At 61.7% G+C, this 15,806-nt stretch carries 19 protein-coding genes; 7 read left to right on the top strand and 12 right to left on the bottom strand.

The window, feature by feature from the left end; translation table 11 throughout:
* Window positions 1-9: 9 nt before the first annotated feature.
* The 8 genes from QWI75_RS22810 to QWI75_RS10740 form a co-directional block, all read right to left on the bottom strand.
* Window positions 10-189 (bottom strand): lasso RiPP family leader peptide-containing protein, encoded by a 180-nt coding sequence (locus QWI75_RS22810; protein ID WP_370693567.1) that lies wholly within the window; start codon window positions 187-189, stop codon window positions 10-12.
* Window positions 107-2,104 (bottom strand): asparagine synthase-related protein, encoded by a 1,998-nt coding sequence (locus QWI75_RS10710; RefSeq protein ID WP_289268570.1) that lies wholly within the window; start codon window positions 2,102-2,104, stop codon window positions 107-109. Before QWI75_RS10710 ends, QWI75_RS22810 begins: the two co-directional genes overlap by 83 nt.
* A gap of 139 nt (window positions 2,105-2,243) precedes the next feature.
* A complete protein-coding gene (locus tag QWI75_RS10715) occupies window positions 2,244-2,651 on the bottom strand; it encodes a PqqD family protein (protein WP_289268571.1) in 408 nt (135 codons plus the stop codon).
* Window positions 2,626-3,708, bottom strand: coding sequence for a hypothetical protein (locus tag QWI75_RS10720; protein ID WP_289268572.1), 1,083 nt, complete (start codon window positions 3,706-3,708; stop codon window positions 2,626-2,628). Before QWI75_RS10720 ends, QWI75_RS10715 begins: the two co-directional genes overlap by 26 nt.
* Window positions 3,709-3,742: 34 nt before the next feature.
* Window positions 3,743-3,943 (bottom strand): hypothetical protein, encoded by a 201-nt coding sequence (locus QWI75_RS10725; protein ID WP_289268573.1) that lies wholly within the window; start codon window positions 3,941-3,943, stop codon window positions 3,743-3,745.
* Between the two features lie 63 nt (window positions 3,944-4,006).
* On the bottom strand, window positions 4,007-4,762 hold the full coding sequence (locus QWI75_RS10730; RefSeq protein ID WP_289268574.1) for a hypothetical protein: 756 nt from the start codon (window positions 4,760-4,762) through the stop codon (window positions 4,007-4,009).
* Between the two features lie 23 nt (window positions 4,763-4,785).
* Entirely contained in the window at window positions 4,786-5,400 is a 615-nt protein-coding gene (locus QWI75_RS10735; protein WP_289268575.1) for an acyloxyacyl hydrolase, read from the bottom strand.
* A 174-nt stretch (window positions 5,401-5,574) separates the two neighbouring features.
* Entirely contained in the window at window positions 5,575-6,453 is an 879-nt protein-coding gene (locus tag QWI75_RS10740) for a tetratricopeptide repeat protein (protein WP_289268576.1), read from the bottom strand.
* 165 nt (window positions 6,454-6,618) lie between these two features.
* On the opposite strand from QWI75_RS10740, the gene QWI75_RS10745 reads away from it, so the two are divergent.
* Window positions 6,619-7,791 carry a zinc metalloprotease gene (locus QWI75_RS10745; protein WP_289268577.1) on the top strand — a complete coding sequence of 391 codons (1,173 nt, stop codon included), beginning with the start codon at window positions 6,619-6,621 and terminating at the stop codon, window positions 7,789-7,791.
* A gap of 38 nt (window positions 7,792-7,829) precedes the next feature.
* Window positions 7,830-8,471, top strand: coding sequence for a HEAT repeat domain-containing protein (locus QWI75_RS10750; RefSeq protein WP_289268578.1), 642 nt, complete (start codon window positions 7,830-7,832; stop codon window positions 8,469-8,471).
* A gap of 63 nt (window positions 8,472-8,534) precedes the next feature.
* Here the strand turns inward: QWI75_RS10750 and QWI75_RS10755 are convergent, their stop codons facing one another.
* Window positions 8,535-8,966 carry a hypothetical protein gene (locus tag QWI75_RS10755; RefSeq protein ID WP_289268579.1) on the bottom strand — a complete coding sequence of 144 codons (432 nt, stop codon included), beginning with the start codon at window positions 8,964-8,966 and terminating at the stop codon, window positions 8,535-8,537.
* Between the two features lie 150 nt (window positions 8,967-9,116).
* Between QWI75_RS10755 and QWI75_RS10760 the strand changes: the two genes are divergently transcribed.
* From QWI75_RS10760 to QWI75_RS10770, 3 genes are all read left to right on the top strand, one after another.
* Complete coding sequence (locus QWI75_RS10760; RefSeq protein WP_289268580.1) at window positions 9,117-10,868, top strand: SagB/ThcOx family dehydrogenase; 1,752 nt, start codon at window positions 9,117-9,119, stop codon at window positions 10,866-10,868.
* Between the two features lie 88 nt (window positions 10,869-10,956).
* Window positions 10,957-11,811 carry a hypothetical protein gene (locus QWI75_RS10765; protein ID WP_289268581.1) on the top strand — a complete coding sequence of 285 codons (855 nt, stop codon included), beginning with the start codon at window positions 10,957-10,959 and terminating at the stop codon, window positions 11,809-11,811.
* Window positions 11,808-12,281 (top strand): YMGG-like glycine zipper-containing protein, encoded by a 474-nt coding sequence (locus QWI75_RS10770; RefSeq protein ID WP_289268582.1) that lies wholly within the window; start codon window positions 11,808-11,810, stop codon window positions 12,279-12,281. Before QWI75_RS10765 ends, QWI75_RS10770 begins: the two co-directional genes overlap by 4 nt.
* On the opposite strand, the gene QWI75_RS10775 is transcribed toward QWI75_RS10770, so the two are convergent.
* From QWI75_RS10775 to QWI75_RS10785, 3 genes are all read right to left on the bottom strand, one after another.
* Window positions 12,193-12,696, bottom strand: coding sequence for a VanZ family protein (locus QWI75_RS10775; protein ID WP_289268583.1), 504 nt, complete (start codon window positions 12,694-12,696; stop codon window positions 12,193-12,195). The genes QWI75_RS10770 and QWI75_RS10775 overlap by 89 nt on opposite strands.
* A 78-nt stretch (window positions 12,697-12,774) precedes the next feature.
* Window positions 12,775-13,134, bottom strand: coding sequence for a hypothetical protein (locus tag QWI75_RS10780; protein ID WP_289268584.1), 360 nt, complete (start codon window positions 13,132-13,134; stop codon window positions 12,775-12,777).
* Window positions 13,131-13,421, bottom strand: coding sequence for a hypothetical protein (locus tag QWI75_RS10785; protein WP_289268585.1), 291 nt, complete (start codon window positions 13,419-13,421; stop codon window positions 13,131-13,133). Before QWI75_RS10785 ends, QWI75_RS10780 begins: the two co-directional genes overlap by 4 nt.
* Before the next feature lie 412 nt (window positions 13,422-13,833).
* On the opposite strand from QWI75_RS10785, the gene QWI75_RS10790 reads away from it, so the two are divergent.
* Both QWI75_RS10790 and QWI75_RS22815 read left to right on the top strand, forming a co-directional pair.
* On the top strand, window positions 13,834-14,295 hold the full coding sequence (locus QWI75_RS10790; RefSeq protein ID WP_289268586.1) for an Hsp20/alpha crystallin family protein: 462 nt from the start codon (window positions 13,834-13,836) through the stop codon (window positions 14,293-14,295).
* A 324-nt stretch (window positions 14,296-14,619) separates the two neighbouring features.
* Window positions 14,620-15,114, top strand: a complete 495-nt coding sequence (locus tag QWI75_RS22815) for a J domain-containing protein (RefSeq protein WP_370693568.1) — start codon at window positions 14,620-14,622, stop codon at window positions 15,112-15,114.
* The last annotated feature ends 692 nt before the right edge of the window (window positions 15,115-15,806 follow it).

The following is a 15,806-nucleotide window of genomic DNA, read 5'->3' on the forward strand; positions in this document are numbered from 1 at the left end:
CGGCCGGCCTCACAGGCACATCATCATGGGATTCATCCCCATCATGTTACCCATCATGCCGCCGTCCGCGCCGCTGCCGAATCCCGTGTGGGTCAGCTTGGCGATGTTACCGTACTCCACCAAGGTGGGCGGCTTGTAAGGTTTCCTGACCGTCTCCTGCTTGGTCGGAAGACCGTCTTCTTCCCTCATGGAATTGCACTCCTTCCGGTTCGGTCAGCGCACGGAGCCACAGTTCGATGCCATAGACCATCCAGAGCGGCCAGGTCTCACTCGTATATCGGTGATTGCCGGCTCGGTAGGCCTCGTCCATCCGGCGATACATCCGGCGAATCTCCTCGCCGTCGATCCAGCCGAGTCGCTCCGTTTGCAACGATTCGAACAGGCGCGCGCCGCCCTGGCTCCGCAGCGCTTGGACAAAGACGTGGGAGAAATCGGCCTTGGTGTTTCGGTTCCTCACCGATTCCGGCAAAAGCCCCATCATGGCCTGACGCAAGAGAAACTTGGGCTGGCCATGACGCCACCGTTGCTCTTCGGGAATAGCGAAGGCGAACTCGATGATCCGCCGATCGTTGAAGGGCGACCGTTGCTCGATCCCACAGCGCGCCAACGCTCGGTCTCCCGCCTCGTTCCCTTGCGCCTGCCAACCGCTCCAGAGCGTGCGATAAAGATCCTCTTGGGCGAACGTGCCGCAGCGGCGCGGCCCCGGTTCAATGCCGAGCCGATCGAGCAGACCGATGCGACGGGCGAAGTCCGGCACGATCCAGCGGGGCAGGCCTTTTCTTCCGAGCACGGCACGAATGGCGATCCGCAGACTCCGCGGCAGGTTCGGCCAGAGGCCAAGGCGAAGGATCGAGCAAGAGGGAAACGCGATGCTCACGGCCTTCCGGTCGTCCCAGAGCCGGCGCATGAGTCCGAACAGGCGGCCGGAGCGCAGGAGATCGGCGTAATGGTAGTAGCTGCCTCCCAGCCATTCGTCGCCGCCGGCTCCGTTGAGGACGACGATCGCGCCCTTGTCTCTGGCCTTGGCGAGGAGCCCCATCGACATCATGCCGTTCGGATAGTCCGGCAGGTCCAGATCTTCCCGCACCTGTAGGGGGTAGTCATGCGGGTCCGAATCGGGCACGACCTCCAAGGTTCCCCGCAGGCGCCACCGATGCATCATGTCCAGAATGTAGGAAGTCTCGTCGCAGGCCTTGCCGGGAAAGGTCAAGGACAGGCTCTCGAATCCCGGGCTCGTGACGGACCCCTCTCGGATCAGCGAGCAGGCGATGGCCACGATCGAGGAGGAATCGAGCCCGCCGCTGAGCTCGGCTCTGACCGGCCGGTGGCTCCTGAGCGAACAGCGCACGGCGTCCCTGAACAGATCCAGAAAGTGCGCGGCATAATCCTCGTCGCGCCGATAGCGGATCCGACGGTTCGGATCGATATCCCAGAATTGCCAGATGCGGATCGGATCGTCGGGCCGGTCCGGATGGACGGTGAGGCAATGGGCGGGGGGCAGGCGCTTGATCTCCTGAAAGAGGGTATCCCGGTTGCTGGTAATCGCAGCCGCGAGATATTCCCCGATCATGCCTTCGTCCGGGGCCGTCCGCACGCCGGGATCTTCGAGCAGGGCTCGCGGCTCCGACGCCCACAGGAAGCGGCGTCGGTGATGCGCATAGAACAGCGGTCTGGTTCCGAGCACGTCGCGCGCGCAGAACAACTGCCGTTCGCGGAGGTCCCAGAGGACAAAGGCAAAATCACCGATGATCCGCTCCGGGCAGGCCGTCCCCCACCGTTCATAGGCCAGGAGCAGGAGTTGGGCGTCGGACAGAGGGGCGTCACGTCGGGACAGATCGGCCAGGAGCCCGCACAACTCATCGCGGTTGTCGATTCTTCCGTCAAGGGTCAGGCAAAGGGTTCCGGATGGATTCGTGAGCGGCTGATATTCGAAGAGCGACTCGGACGTGCTGTGCAACCGGAGATGGGCCATGCCCAGTGGACCGCTGAACCAAGCGTCCGATCCATCCGGGCCCCGGTGGGCCAGCCGGTTCGTCATGTGGGAGACCAACGATCGGTCCGCCGGGGAACCGTCAAGGTTGAGCAATCCGGTGATGCCACTCATGGCCGATCAGCAGGGAGTCTCTCGTCCATGGTCATTCGTCAATCGTGAACAGTCGTCATCCGCTAATGGTCAATCGTCAACCGGATGAGGCAATCCCACGATTGACGCTTGACGTATGACGGATCCCCCGGAGAGTGGTTCATGTACCGTCATGGCTTGTGTGAGCCGGCTCGATGGCCAGAAGGCCCTTCTGCGTGAGTTGTTGGATGAACTGTTCGATATCGAGGCGGAGGCGAGGTTCCTCTATGTCATAGCCGGCCAGCAGGGCGTTGGTAACGCCGTCGATCGTGCCCTCGCGGGCGAGCAGGTTCCAGATCTCGGTGCCGACTCCGTCCAGCCCGAAGTAGGTGCCGGTCGCGAGGTTCAGAAGAACCGCCTCGCCGCCGACTTCGCGGAACACCACATCTTCGGGAATGCGATAACGCATGGCCGGTTTGTATTGCTGAAGAGACTGAAACGAAGTGCCGAAGGGCACCTTATCGACCGGGCATAGGCTTGTCAAGCGGGCGTGGGACGGAAAATCAGGAGAAATAGCGGGCCAGCACATCCGCCGCCTTCGGGATACCCGAGGCAGGAGGCGGTTCGGCCGGTTGGGGTGCATGCCAGGCTTGGGCGAGCGCGGCCTCCCACTGTCCGGATGAAAAATCGCTGAGGCTCAACTCGGCCCCGCGGCCGTAGCGGTGCAGATACGCCACCAAAGATGCTTCATCGCCGAAGTGGTGTCGGCGGACGTAGACGACCGGCTTCCGCTTGTCGACCGCCTCGACGATGGTGCTGTAGCCGGGCTTGGTGATGATCATGTCCACGGAAGCCAGCACGGTCATGAATGTCATGCCGAGATCCAGCGCGGAATGAATGCGCTGAAACGAGTGAGGAGGCCGGCCGTCGATGAGAAAGCGGTATCCAACCATCTGTTCCATTTGCTCATAGGGCAGATCAGTCAGGCTGATGCCTCCGAACCCGACCAGGACCAGCCGTTCCTCCGGTCCGGCGCCGATGACGTTCCGCAGCCTGGCGGATTCCGGCGCGATCAGTTCGGCGATCGGCCCCACGTCCACGATAGATTTAAACGCCGGCAAGTCCATGCCGGGGGTCGGCCGGATCAGGACCTCGGCCGATTCGTAGCTACGCTGGATATGCGCAATGGCCGCGTGGTGTTCGGCGACGGCCGGGGAGGCATATCCTCGGAGAATCGCGTCCCAGGAGAGGGAGGAGAGCGCGATCGGGCGTAGGCCTGACCGCGCCGCGGCCACGATGCTCAGGTAGGAAATGTCGGAGAGCACCAGGTCCGGCGCGGCCCCAGCCATCTCCCGTCGCTCCATTTCAATCAATCGGTCCCAGTCGTGATGAAACTCCAGATGCGCTTGCCACGTGGCCTCGATGTCAATCACGAGCGGGCCATGTTGGATGCAGCCGATGTCTTGCCGGGCCGGGCTCATCGTCCAGGGAATCCTCAGGCGGGCTTCGAAGAAGGAGGCCGGCACCGTCGTGCGGATGATCGCGCGCACATTCGGAAGTCTGGCCCCCAGCTCGTTCAGGATCGGGGTGACTTGGGCGGCATGGCCGAAACCATGACCGGAAATGCTGCACCAGAGGAGCGGCAACCGACGTTACCTGGGTGGAGGTGAAGGGAATGGGTCAGACGTTGGAGAACCCGGATTCGTATGGCGTGATGTTGTATTGCAGCTCGAGGTCGAATTCATCGATCAGTTGATTGGCCGCCTCGTGGCCTCGGTCGGACCGGACTTCGTTGATGACCAATTCAATCGCCATCGCGGCATGCTGGCCGAACTGGGCGATGGCGGCTTCGATCCGTTGCCTGGCTTGCTCGTCCGTCATGATGAGCCCTCCGCCGTGGGCAATGAGGGGATCATACCATGTTCGGTCCGTTGAGGCTACGGGCTACCGTCCGGTCTGACGAATGATCGACAAGGCCGGTTTCGCTTTGAGGACAGGCGTGCCGGTTTGGAAGGCTGGGCCGCCGTCCTGCCCGGTCTGTTGTTTGGCGACATAGGCGGCCTGCACGAACTCCCGATCCTTGACGAGTTCCCGTTGCAGTTGAGCGAGGCAGGTCTCGATGACCTCGGCGCGAAGCTCTTCGACCGCCAGCGGTGTGGCGCCGAATAGGTGATAGAAGGCGGTCCCCTGGGCCTGGGCCTGGTAGCGATGTGACGTTCCGTCCGGCCGCTCCACCTCCAGCGTCATGGTGGCGCCGTAATCATGTTCGAGAGGAAGCAGGGGAGTCAGGAGGAACATGGACGCTCCGATGACGATGCCCTTGAAGGCCGCCCCGCCCGAATGGGGATCACTCTGTGCGTCCACCGTCAGGGTGGCCCGCACATGTTCGCGGGAGGGAGGATCGTCGGCGTAGGCCGGATACTGTAACTTGCCGAACAACTCGGTCTGTGCCAGCCGGTCCAGCACGCGGCGCTCCAATTCCGGCGTGGCGACCTGACGCGTCCCATTCTGGGTCACGACGATGCCGGTGACGACGGCGGGGATGGGTCCCACCGCGCCGGCCTTGTGGGCCGCCGGAGGCAGTTCCGACGGCGGGGCGCCATTGATCTGCATCCAACGGCTGCAACCGGTGGAAGCGACGGCCAACACGAGCAGGGTCATGATCAAGCGAGCGGAACTGGGATGTATAGCATGTGTCACGAGTGTGCTCCCAGGTGCGTGGTTCAGTAATAAAACGAAAATCCGGCAAACGGCAGGCTGGAGTTCAGCCCGAGGTTCGGCACATTGGTTCCCGCATTGGAAATGTGATGGAACCGGTAGCCCACGTTGAGAGCGGTTTGTTTCGTGATAAACCAGGAGAGGCCGAGCCCGGCCGTGAGGATGAAATTGAACTGGGAATCCTCTTCCTTGATGCGGATACGGTCGGTCAGGTCCGTCCAGAAAGGGCCGCCGGCGAATTCGAAATAGGGGCGAAAGCGCTCGGAGAAGAGCCAGGTCCACTTGATCTTGGGGGTGAACCCGATGCCGTGCGTGACGACCGGCTCGCGAAATTCCAGATAGACGACTTCGGCCCCGATCGAAAACTGGCCTCGGTACCAGCTCTTGCCGACCGGATCTGTGATCGTGATCGTCCAGGACGGCATCACGGCCGGTCCCGATTGTTTGGTTTCGTGTCGGTCGGTCAGTCGGTGGGGCAAGAGATAGCCGGCGGTCAGGCTGACCTCCTGCGTACCCATGGGGAACCCCGGTCCCTCGACGGTATGTTCGGCCCCGGCCGGCAGGAGCGAGTGGCTTCCGCTCCAGACGATCAACAGTACCGCGGCCAACAACCAGTGCATCGAATGAATGCCTGTCGAGGGGTTCAACAGTCAGGTGTGACGACTCTGGAACAACTGTAGCAAAAGATTCTCACCTGTCTAGGAAAGGGCACATTCTCCGGCCGTCATTTTCTTGACAAGATCGGCGGAATCGAAGGGGCGGGAAATGAGGAGGACGAGAGCCGCTCGGAATGATCAGGCGGGAGTTGGCGGAGTGGTCAGAAGCGAGACGAGCTTCGCGTGGTCGCTTTCCAAGGTTGGGAGTCGATAACGCCGGCCGATGAGCACAACCCGCTCCAGGCAGCGCCGGGCGGCGAGCGGTTGGGCGTTCCGAATGTAGACCTCGGCCAGCAACCTCAGCACCGCCGCTTCGCCCGGTTCGTCGCCGAGCTTGATGAAGTGTTCGGAGGCGTTGTTCAAGCACCGTTCGGCCCGGCGGAGCTTGCCCATTTCGAGGAAAGTCCTGCCGAGCTGGCTATAGGTGGTCGCCAGACCGTCCTCGTCTCCCACCCTGCGGTGATAGTCCAAGGCCTGGGTGAAGGACTCGACCGCCTTGGCTTGTTGCTGTTCCGCCGCGTCCAGCAGTCCCAGGTTGGCATAGAGGAGCCCGAGCGACCGATCATCGTCGATCCGGAGCAGCAGGTCCAAGGCCTCCATATAATGGGCCCGTGCCGGTCCGAAGCGGCCGGCGTCCTTCTGAAGATTGCCCAGGTTCACCAGGGTTTGACCGATGGCGAGCTGGTCGTGGCGCTCCCGTTGGATGGCCAGCAACTCACGATAACAGGCTTCGGCTTCTTCGGGCCGTCCGCACAGCGCATAGACGTTGCCGAGATTGCCCAGACTGTCGGCCAACGCGGCCTCGTCGGCGTCGGATCGAGCGGCCAGGACCGCCTGCTCGTACCAATGACGGGCCTGATCGAGATCCCCTCGATGGAAAAAGATGCGCGCCTTCTGGGCTGCCTCGGACGGCATGTATTCAGGATACTCATGGCGGATGGCGGAATCTACGGCCTCCTCGAACCTGGCGTGAGGGAACTCCCTCTTTTGAGGAAGGCTGAGGATCGACAAGCCCATGTTGTTTCATCCTCCCCGCATGGTATCGTCTGCCCCATGGCGGCTCGGGGGGTTTATCAGCAATGGGAGCGTCGTTGGTGTGATTGGCCGGTCCTATTGCTCGCAATCCTTTGCGCGGTCACCGGCTGTGATGGAAATGGTGACGGAGGGACTCCGGGTCCGGGTGTGAGCGGGGGAGGCACGAGCACGTTTTTCGGCCAGACCGAGATTCGAGACCTGGGCACCGCCACCTTGCCGGCCAATGCCAGCCTTGCCTTCCAGGTTCCGGTTGATTCGACAACCTTCATGCTGGTGGCCGATGGGGGGCGGGCTCCCGATATCGACATTGCTCCCATCGTTGATCCGCTTGGCGCCACCTGGATCACCGCTTCATTTAATGACCTTGATCCCATCGGCCGGACGACCCTTCAAGCGGCCGGGCAGTCGGTGGCGGCCGGTCTCTTTCCCCACAGCACGACCTATTCGGTCCCGCTCGGGACCTATCAGTTTTCGGTCCTGAATTTTGGATCTGCGACCCAGAGCGCCAAGGTTTATGCCCTGTTGAACCGGCGCCAGAATTTGTCGGCCGGCTCGCTGATTGTGAATGTGCATTTCTGCGGCTTGAACGATCTCAATGCCGGCAACGCGATGGCCAATCCCTCGTTCGGCGTCCTGCTCTCGGAGTTCTCCCGGATCCTGTTGCAAGCCGGCATCCAAGTCCAGGTGGCCGGAACCTATGACTGCCCAGCCTCGGATCAGACCAGGCTGGCCGTGATCGACGACGTGGACGGCAACCAGAATGGGTTGCCGGACGAGTTGGAAGACCTGTTCAGTCAGAGCGGGAACGTCACAACCAGAGGGCTCAGCATCTTTTTTGTCCAACAGATCGACGACAATGATGGTGATGCCAGCATCTTTATCGCCGGGATCGCCGGTGGGATTCCAGGGCCTGGTCCGATCGTCGGCACGGTCCAGTCGGGAGTGGCGGTGGCGATTGCGTCGAACCGCATCGGGCTGTTGTCCACCGAAGCGCTCCTGCGGCGGGGACGGACCATGGCGCATGAGGTGGGGCATTACCTCGGTCTCTTTCATACGACGGAGCAGTGCGGTGCCGATGCGACACAGTGTGAAGGATTTACGATTCCGATCGCTGCGTTCAACGTCGATCCGATTCCAGACACACCCGAGTGTCCGACCTCGTTTGATACCGACGGCGACGGTCAGGTGACGGCGGACGAATGTCTTGCGGCAGATGGGCTCAATCTGATGTTCTGGACTCAGCCGTCTCCCCCGCAGGTCAGGAATCGACTCACGGCGGGTCAGGTCTTTGTGCTGCAACGGAACCCGCTGGTTCAGTGAGCGCAAGCGAACAGGAGGGTAGGCCGATGGCGGCAGGAATGAAACAGAGGAGGGGAGGCAGGCGCTTGGCGCTGGTGGGAATCAGGCTGTGGCTTGTCGTGCTCTTCGTCATCGGCGTAACCGGTTGCCGGGACCTTGCCCAAGCGGAACCGGATAGGAGAGCGGCCCTGCGCGCGCTCCTCTCGGCCGAGGAAGTGAGGGTGACGCCTGAGACCCTCTCCGACCTGGGAAGCGGCGTGCCGCAACTGCTCATGGAGGTGGCGCAGAACGCCGAGGAAGATCCCTTGCTTCGGAGCCGAGCCCTCTCGCTGCTCAGACATTACCCTGATGAGCCGCGCGTGGCTGCCTTCCTGGAAGGCATGGTCAATCAGAAGGGCCTGAATCCGGTTCTGTTGCGCTCGGCTCTGCACTCGCACGGGACCGTGTCCCGCGGGAAGGCAGTGCCTGCCCTGGCTCCCTACCTGTCGTCAGAGGATCCGTTGATCCGCGAGGCTGCCGGGAGAGCCTTGGCTGCCACCAGGGATCAAGGGGCCATGGCGATGGTGAAACAGGCGGCCGACCGGGAGGGCGATCCGTCGGTCAAACGGACCTTGCAACGGCTTGCGGAGCAACCCCCACGTGATACGAAGCAACCGACCCTGAAAAGGGACGCCCTTCTCCCTTCGGACCGTAGCCGCTGAAAGCAGCCGCTCCCTCGCAGGCAGCTGCCGAGTGCCGGGCTGCCGAGACCGGCCGATTGCCGATCAGTCCCCGCCCTTTGGCGTGTCCCGCTCGTAGTCTTTGGCCAGATCATGCTGGTCGCCGAGCCCAAGCCCCTGTCGAAACGAGAGATGAAGCGCCTGCACCTGGGACAGCGTTTGGGCGCTCAGGCCGTCGTAGCGCCGATTCAGAAACCGGTCACAGAGGATGGCGCCGCGCTCAAAGTGCTCTGCAATGGTCTCTTCAGTGACTTGCTGCCAGGTGATGTAAATCAAAAACTCTTGGAACGCGGCGGCGGCCTCGTATTGCTCGCCCAAGCTCACGAGTTGACGGTAGGCCCGAGAGGCTTCCGCACCGGCTGAAGACGAAAAGCGCTCTTCCAGTTCCTCCGCAAGATTCCAGTCCGATCCCAGCTCTTGGGCGGCCTGGGCCCGGCGAAAGGCCAGTTGGGCTTCGATGGCAGGATCGAAATTCATCGAATAGGCACGATGGGCAAAACGAGTGATTGTCCGGCGCAGTGTACGGATCGACAGACCTGGAGGTCAATCGGCGAGGCTACGTCTGCCGAAGCCCCTACGTTTACTTTGGGCAAGGCCTGCGGCTAGACTCACCACAATCGGAAGACTATGGAGAAGGCCACCCGCGAACACCGCCACTCGCGCCGATCGGAAGGCTTGACGCCTTGCGGGCAGGTGATTCGCTATCACGAAGAAACCAAGCACCAGTTCATGCGCTATGCCCGGTCGTTGGGGTACCTGGACTGGGCCAATCAACCGGACCCTTTTCGCCGCTTCGACGGAGCGCCGCTGTTCCTGCTTCCCCTGTTGGATGCGCAAGAGCCGCCGGTCACACCCCGCTACGACGATCTCTATCGCCCCGAGGCGGTGACGCCGCAGCCGGTGACCCGCACATCGCTCTCGCGCTTTCTTGAGTACGCGCTTTCGATCACGGCCTGGAAACAGGCGGGTGACGTCCGGTGGGCGCTTCGCAGCAATCCATCGAGCGGCAACCTGCATCCGACCGAGGGTTATGTGCTGGTCGGCCCGGTGGATGGGTTGGCGGATGGTCCGGCGCTCTATCATTATGCGCCGAAGGAACATGGGCTTGAGGTGCGCGCACTGGTGCCGGATCACGTCTTCCGGAGCCTGCTCGATCCCTTTCCTCCCCAGGCCTTTCTCTTCGGCTTGACCTCAGTCTATTGGCGCGAGGCCTGGAAATACGGCGAGCGCGCGTTCCGCTATTGCCATCACGACACGGGCCACGTCATCGGTAGTGCCAGGATTGCCGCTGTTTCGCTCGGGTGGCGGATGGTCCTGCTTGACGATCTGGCGACCGAGGAGGTCGCGAGGCTCTGTGGAGTCGCCCGCCCACAGGATTTTGAAGCAGCCGAGGCGGAGCAGGCGGATTGCCTGGCCGTAGTCTGGCCGACTGCGAGCAACATCGCTCCATCTGATCGGCATGCGCAATTCCCCCTTGGGCTGGATGAAGAGGCGGTCTCGGCCATGGAACAGGCGCGCTGGCATGGTCGTGCCAATCGACTCAGTCCGGAGGAGCCGGTGTCCTGGGACATCATCGACGAGGTTTCCGAGGCGACAGTCAAACCGCGAAGCAAAAGCTCGATTCGGATAAGTGGAGTGGCCTCCTCCGGGCCTCATGCGCCGGCCAGGCCAATGACCGCCCATCAGGTCATCCATCAGCGTCGCAGCGCCGTGGCCTTCGACAGCAGGACCTCGATCACCGACCGGACCTTCTATCGAATGCTTGAGCGGGTCATGCCCGCCGGGGTCAATGCATCTTCCGCAGGTCATGCAGCAGTCCCTTGGGATGTTCTGACCTGGGAACCGAGGGTGCATCTGGCCCTGTTCGTGCACTTGATCGAGGGACTGACGCCGGGACTCTATTGTTTGGTCCGCGACGAGAAGAAGGTCCCGGCCCTTCGACGGCGGATGCATGACGACTTCATGTGGGTGCAACCGGCCGGCTGTCCGCCCACGCTGCCGTTGTTTTGCCTGGCAGAAGGAGACGGCCGCCGGCTTGCGGCGCAGGTCAGTTGTCATCAGGACATCGCCGGCGCCGGCGCCTTTTCGCTCGGCATGCTGGCCGAGTTCGAGGAGCCGTTAAAGACGATCGGTCCCTGGGTCTATCCCCGGCTCTATTGGGAATGCGGCGTGATCGGCCAGGTGCTTTATCTCGAAGCGGAAGCGGCCGGCGTGCGGGCGACCGGGATCGGGTGTTTCTTCGATGATCCGGTCCATGAGGTGTTCGGGCTCAAAGACCGGACGTTTCAATCGTTGTACCATTTTACCGTCGGCGGGCCGGTGGAAGACCATCGGTTGACGACCCTGCCGCCCTATGGAGAGAGACAACCCCAAGGTTAAGGCTGAGGTTGAGGACCGATACGTGTATGTGGCGCCGCACCTGTCTTCCTTGGCCTCGACCTGAATCTCAGCCTGCGTTCGGAGGAACATGTTTAAGATCAAGAAGAAAGCCGTCCAACCGAAGCCGCCGACGCTGTACAACATCATCGAGGACTATACGGAATTCGATGCGCCGGGCAATGTGACCATCTGCGCGATGACGGAAGAAGAGGATCTCGCGGCCCATGCGAAGGTGCTGGCGGAAAGTTACGAGGTGCCGCTGGAAGAAATGACAAAGGTCCTCCGGGAAGGAGGGCTCTATCATTATCCGCAAGAAGGCTCCCTGATCACAAAGGGTTTGTTCGTCTGCCGGATCGATTCGGAGGGAGCGAAGCCGAAACAGACCTGGCTGTTGGACCTGATGCAGATGTGCGAGGCGGAACAACTCGCCAGATCCGCCGCGATCCCGCTCGCGGAAGCGGCGGCGCGGGTGTTCTACCGGACGCTGCCGCCCGATCTCCAGGCAAGGCTCGAACAGAAGAATCTGGGATTGGACTATCGCAAGCTGGACCGGTCGGTCGCACGGGGGGGAGACATCAAGTACATCGATTTCCGCAAAGATTGGTCTCCGCATTTCAAGCGCCTGTGCATCATGCCCAACGGCGAGCTTGTTGAAACCGGCGGGCTCGCGGAGTTTGCGCAGCTCCACGGCATCACCGTGGCACAGGCCCGCACGTTGATCGAGCAGGGAGGCGTGCTTGAAGTGGAAGGCGAGGTGTTGGCCTGCCAGATCGTCAACAACCAACCGGCGGTGGCGCGGTTCAATCGCGCGCAATATGCCAAGGCCAAAGAATTGGCCAAGACCGGAAACCTGCACATCATGGACGCGCTCAGCGAAGTGGGACTGAGCGATCCGCAGATGATGAAGGCGCTCCGGCGTCGGGAGCTGCAGATCCCGTCATGATGATCCGGCTGATGATCAACCGGCGAGTGGGCGCTGGCGCGGCGACATTGCTCTTGGCCGGTATCCTCTCGGCCGGTTGTTCCAGTTCGAAGCCGATTCTCTACCCGAATGCTCACCTCCAGGCGGCCGGTGAGGCCGTGGCGGAACAGGATATCGAGCTCTGCCAGGAGGCCGCGGCGGCAGCCGGCGCCGAGCCGGATTCGGGAAGGGCCGGGGAGACCGCAACGAGAACCGCCACAGGGGCAGCCATGGGATCGGCGGCGGGAGCGGCGGGTGGCGCAGTCGCCGGGGCGATTCGCGGCAATCCGGGACGAGGCGCCATGACCGGCGCGGCGGCGGGAGCGGCAGGAGGGGCGACGCACGGATTGCTGCGTTCCCTGTTCAGCCGTCGCCAGCCAAGTCAGGCTTACAAGCAGTACGTGAATCGCTGTCTCCGAGAGCGCGGGTATGACGTGGTCGGCTGGAAGTAACGGGGCCGGTTTCCCACCGGGCCGTCAAGGCTCCCAGCGAGGCGCCAACGCCGTTACACAACACGTCGGTCACGGACGGCGCGCGCCCATGCGAATAGACCTGAAAGAGTTCCACCGAGAGCGAGAGCAGGATGGCGACCGCGAGCGCGCCCGGGATGCCGCTGCGGCCCAGGCGCGAGTCGAGGCGGAGCTGTGAGAAGCCCAGCGGCACAAACAGGAGGACGTTGCCCGCGAGATCGCTCAGGTATTCAAACGACAGGCGAAAGTCTTGAAAGGGCACCCACTTGACCAAAAACCAGTGGGAGTGGCCGACGAACACGTTGCCCGGAACGGTGGTGACCCAGACGATGATGAACAGGCAAGCCAGCCAGAGAAACCGCCATCGGCCCACCATGATGTCGATCCAGTACCACATGGACGCTCCACTGACAGGCGATCAGAGTATGCGGCGTTGATCTTGCCGAGGGACCGGACGAAGCGATGCGAGCAAGACTCAGTAATAGTAGGCGGTGGTCGGAGAGCCGACGATCAAGGCCGGAAGATCCCGATCGGTGCCGAGGCACACGTATCCCTTATAGAGCGGCCACAACAGGGTGTCGCCGAAGAACCAGCCCTTGACCGAGACGGACTGCAAGGTCATGCCGAGCTCTCGGGCCCTGTCGGTGAGGTGCTCGCGGCAGCCGGATTCCGTGTAGGCGCTCTCCTGAAGAATCATCGGCAGCCGTGTTTGGCTATGGAGGGTGACCGACTGCGGGCCGCAACCGCTAACGGTGAGGCAGAGGCCTGCCCAGGCGACAATCAACCATCGGCTGATCGGCCGTTGAGTGCAACTTCTCTCGTGCGGTTGTCTCATGACTGCGCAGGGGCTCGTTCCCAGGTTTGGAGCACCTTGTTCTCATCAAACGTCAGCACCCACACATAACAGGCCTGATAGAGCGGGCAGTCTTGATAGATCCACTGTGAGATGCCATGGGATTCCGGGATCCTGTGCGTCGGTTTGCCGAGTTCCTGCGCGATATCGTGCTGGCCGGCCTTTCCCACCTGATCGTTCAGATAGCCGCTTCGCCATCCTCCGCATCCGACGAGGGAACCGAGCAACACGACAGCCAGAATGATCCACACGCGTCGTTTCATTTTCATGATGACTCGGTGAATCCCCGATCAGTCCAAGAGAAACGATCCGCTTCAAAGCTTAGGTTCCGGGTGCAGGGATGTCAAGCGATACGGTGCGCAAGCGACGGAAGATGGCGCAAGGAAGTCCGTCAATAGCAGCTTGATAGGCGAGAGTCTGAGCGTGTTGCGGGAGAAACCTCAGTGGCGTGGCGCGTCAATGCGCAACATGATATCTTTTGGGTTCCCTGCTGTCGGCCTTACTCAGCCCACAGGCTCGGTACTGTCAGCGCCGCGCTAAGGCTCTGGTTTTAAAGGGCAACAGTCCTACCCTCCCTTTCCCATCCTTGCATTACAGCGTTGAGGTCGGCACCCCTCTTGACAACGGTTGGCAGCGGATAGCCATCATGATCTATCCCACCTTTAACGAAGGAGGCTCCCCATGGACCTGATGCGAGCCATGATGCCCCTTGATGCACTCCGAGAAATTGAGAACATGTCCGATCGGCTCAACCGCCTGCTCACAGGACAGAGGACTCTGGGCGATGGAGGGGAAGAATCCCTGGCCTTGGCTGATTGGGCCCCCGCCGTAGATGTGCTGGAAACCGATGCCGAGTTTCAGATCCGCGCCGAGCTTCCTGGCGTGGAGAAGGAGGCTGTCAAATTGTCGGTCGAGGGCGGGGTCCTGACAATCTCCGGCACTCGGGAGCAGGATAAGGAAGAAAAAGGCAAGCGGTATCATAGGACCGAGCGCGCCTATGGCAACTTTGCCCGGAGCTTTACGGTGCCTGATTCGGTAGATGAACACAAGGTTACGGCGGAATTTAAGAACGGATTATTGACCGTGCGTCTGCCCAAATCCGAAAAGGCGAGACCTAAATCTATTGAAGTCATGGTGGCCTAGCCCGCATTATTCATGACAGTTCGTCGCGAAATTGCGGAGTCGCCAGGCGAGACGGGCGCACGGAGCCGCGAGGAAGGGAGGCAGACTTGAGACAGTCTGTTGACCGACCGAGCGGCGAGTCCGCCCGGCAACATGCCGCCGAAGCCGCATGTTGGCTTGTCGCAGCGGCGAATCCACAATTGCAGCAGAAGTGCTCATGAATAATGCGGGCTAGGCGGCCGGCGCGGGCCTTCCGCCTGGCTGGCGCATGACGCTATCCCGATGCCCCTGTGGCTTGCGCGAGTGATCACCAGCGATCCAGACCTATAACTACTAGGTGATCAAGTGAGCGCCAACGACTACTATGCGGTCCTAGGAGTCGATCGCGGAGAAAGTCTCCAAGGCATCCAAGCTGCGTATCGCAGGTTGGCCAAGCAGTGCCATCCCGATCATGCGGGCATGGAAGGAAAAGAACAGTTTCAAGCCATCCAGGAGGCGTACGAAGTCTTGTCCGATCCGGGAAAAAGGAAAGAGTACGACGCCAGTATCGAGCGACGGCGCCGAATCAGAGGTTCAGGCGGCATCGGACCTGAACCGGTTGCATCCACCCAACAGCCGTCGCGGTTTCGCGGTCCGGAGCCGCTCGTCAGACCGTCTGTCCATGCGGAAGAGATCGAAGATATCGCGGCTCCTGTCTCGGTTCGTTGCAGGTTCTGTCATGGCTTCAGGAGCGGCCCGGGACTTTCATGCCCATTCTGCCATGGATTCGATGCCATGGAACGCGAGATGACGGAGTTTATGATGCGGTGCCTGAGCACGTTTCGTTTCCCGCGGTTTTAGAGGTCATCATGCCGAATGGGGAGGAGAACAGGCCTGGCCTACTCCATGCCTGGAGCGATCCCGGAGGTCATCCGTAACAGCCCCTCGCCGAATCGTGTTAGGAACGCGACGGCGGGATTGAAAGCAAGCAGGCAGCACGTACATCCCAGAAATCCGCACAGTCCAAAGCTTGGACCATTGCCAGGCACACCAGAAGGAAGCAGGAGCGAACTCGCCCTAGCCGAAAACATTCGGCCCTTCGCCTTGGAACGTTTCCTTGTATGCCCGCGGTCTTCACGCCATGCCAGCCATATGCCGGCCAGAGATGCCACGATAACAAGGCTGACAATTGCTAAGGCAAATACTTCAGTACGCGGGAACGTGGCCAATAGATCTCTCATTGCCGGCTCTCCTTCCTTTTAACTTATCTTCTTCCGCCAGCGGCGTCGCGGCTGCGTGCCTTCTTCCGCTTGGGCTCGCCCGCATGACATCCTCAAGGAGCTGATCCCGAAGCCGTAGGGCTGCGGACAGCCGCTGGGGACGATCCAGCGACCACCAGCGAAGAGGACGGGCATACGCCACGGTCGGAGGCGGAACCGCCCGTAGCACGGATGGGTGATGAAAATCGTAGCTTTCCCGCTGATGCCTCGCATCGTCACGCGCGTGACGGGCTGCCGCCGCGTCGAGCGCTCTCGTGAAAACCGTATGGGAAC

Source organism: Nitrospira tepida (genome assembly GCF_947241125.1).
GTDB lineage: Bacteria > Nitrospirota > Nitrospiria > Nitrospirales > Nitrospiraceae > Nitrospira_G > Nitrospira_G tepida.

Excerpts from the sequence above, each read along its gene's own strand:
- QWI75_RS10765 (WP_289268581.1), top strand. The coding sequence starts at position 10,957 with ATGTTTAAGATCAAGAAGAAAGCCGTCCAACCGAAGCCGCCGACGCTG.
- QWI75_RS10780 (WP_289268584.1), bottom strand. The coding sequence starts at position 13,134 with ATGAGACAACCGCACGAGAGAAGTTGCACTCAACGGCCGATCAGCCGA.
- QWI75_RS10755 (WP_289268579.1), bottom strand. The coding sequence starts at position 8,966 with ATGAATTTCGATCCTGCCATCGAAGCCCAACTGGCCTTTCGCCGGGCC.
- QWI75_RS10760 (WP_289268580.1), top strand. The coding sequence starts at position 9,117 with ATGGAGAAGGCCACCCGCGAACACCGCCACTCGCGCCGATCGGAAGGC.
- QWI75_RS10770 (WP_289268582.1), top strand. The coding sequence starts at position 11,808 with ATGATGATCCGGCTGATGATCAACCGGCGAGTGGGCGCTGGCGCGGCG.
- QWI75_RS10725 (WP_289268573.1), bottom strand. The coding sequence starts at position 3,943 with ATGACGGACGAGCAAGCCAGGCAACGGATCGAAGCCGCCATCGCCCAG.
- QWI75_RS22810 (WP_370693567.1), bottom strand. The coding sequence starts at position 189 with ATGAGGGAAGAAGACGGTCTTCCGACCAAGCAGGAGACGGTCAGGAAA.
- QWI75_RS10740 (WP_289268576.1), bottom strand. The coding sequence starts at position 6,453 with ATGGGCTTGTCGATCCTCAGCCTTCCTCAAAAGAGGGAGTTCCCTCAC.
- QWI75_RS10735 (WP_289268575.1), bottom strand. The coding sequence starts at position 5,400 with ATGCACTGGTTGTTGGCCGCGGTACTGTTGATCGTCTGGAGCGGAAGC.
- QWI75_RS10785 (WP_289268585.1), bottom strand. The coding sequence starts at position 13,421 with ATGAAAATGAAACGACGCGTGTGGATCATTCTGGCTGTCGTGTTGCTC.
- QWI75_RS10775 (WP_289268583.1), bottom strand. The coding sequence starts at position 12,696 with ATGTGGTACTGGATCGACATCATGGTGGGCCGATGGCGGTTTCTCTGG.
- QWI75_RS10790 (WP_289268586.1), top strand. The coding sequence starts at position 13,834 with ATGGACCTGATGCGAGCCATGATGCCCCTTGATGCACTCCGAGAAATT.
- QWI75_RS10750 (WP_289268578.1), top strand. The coding sequence starts at position 7,830 with ATGAAACAGAGGAGGGGAGGCAGGCGCTTGGCGCTGGTGGGAATCAGG.
- QWI75_RS10710 (WP_289268570.1), bottom strand. The coding sequence starts at position 2,104 with ATGAGTGGCATCACCGGATTGCTCAACCTTGACGGTTCCCCGGCGGAC.
- QWI75_RS10715 (WP_289268571.1), bottom strand. The coding sequence starts at position 2,651 with ATGTGCTGGCCCGCTATTTCTCCTGATTTTCCGTCCCACGCCCGCTTG.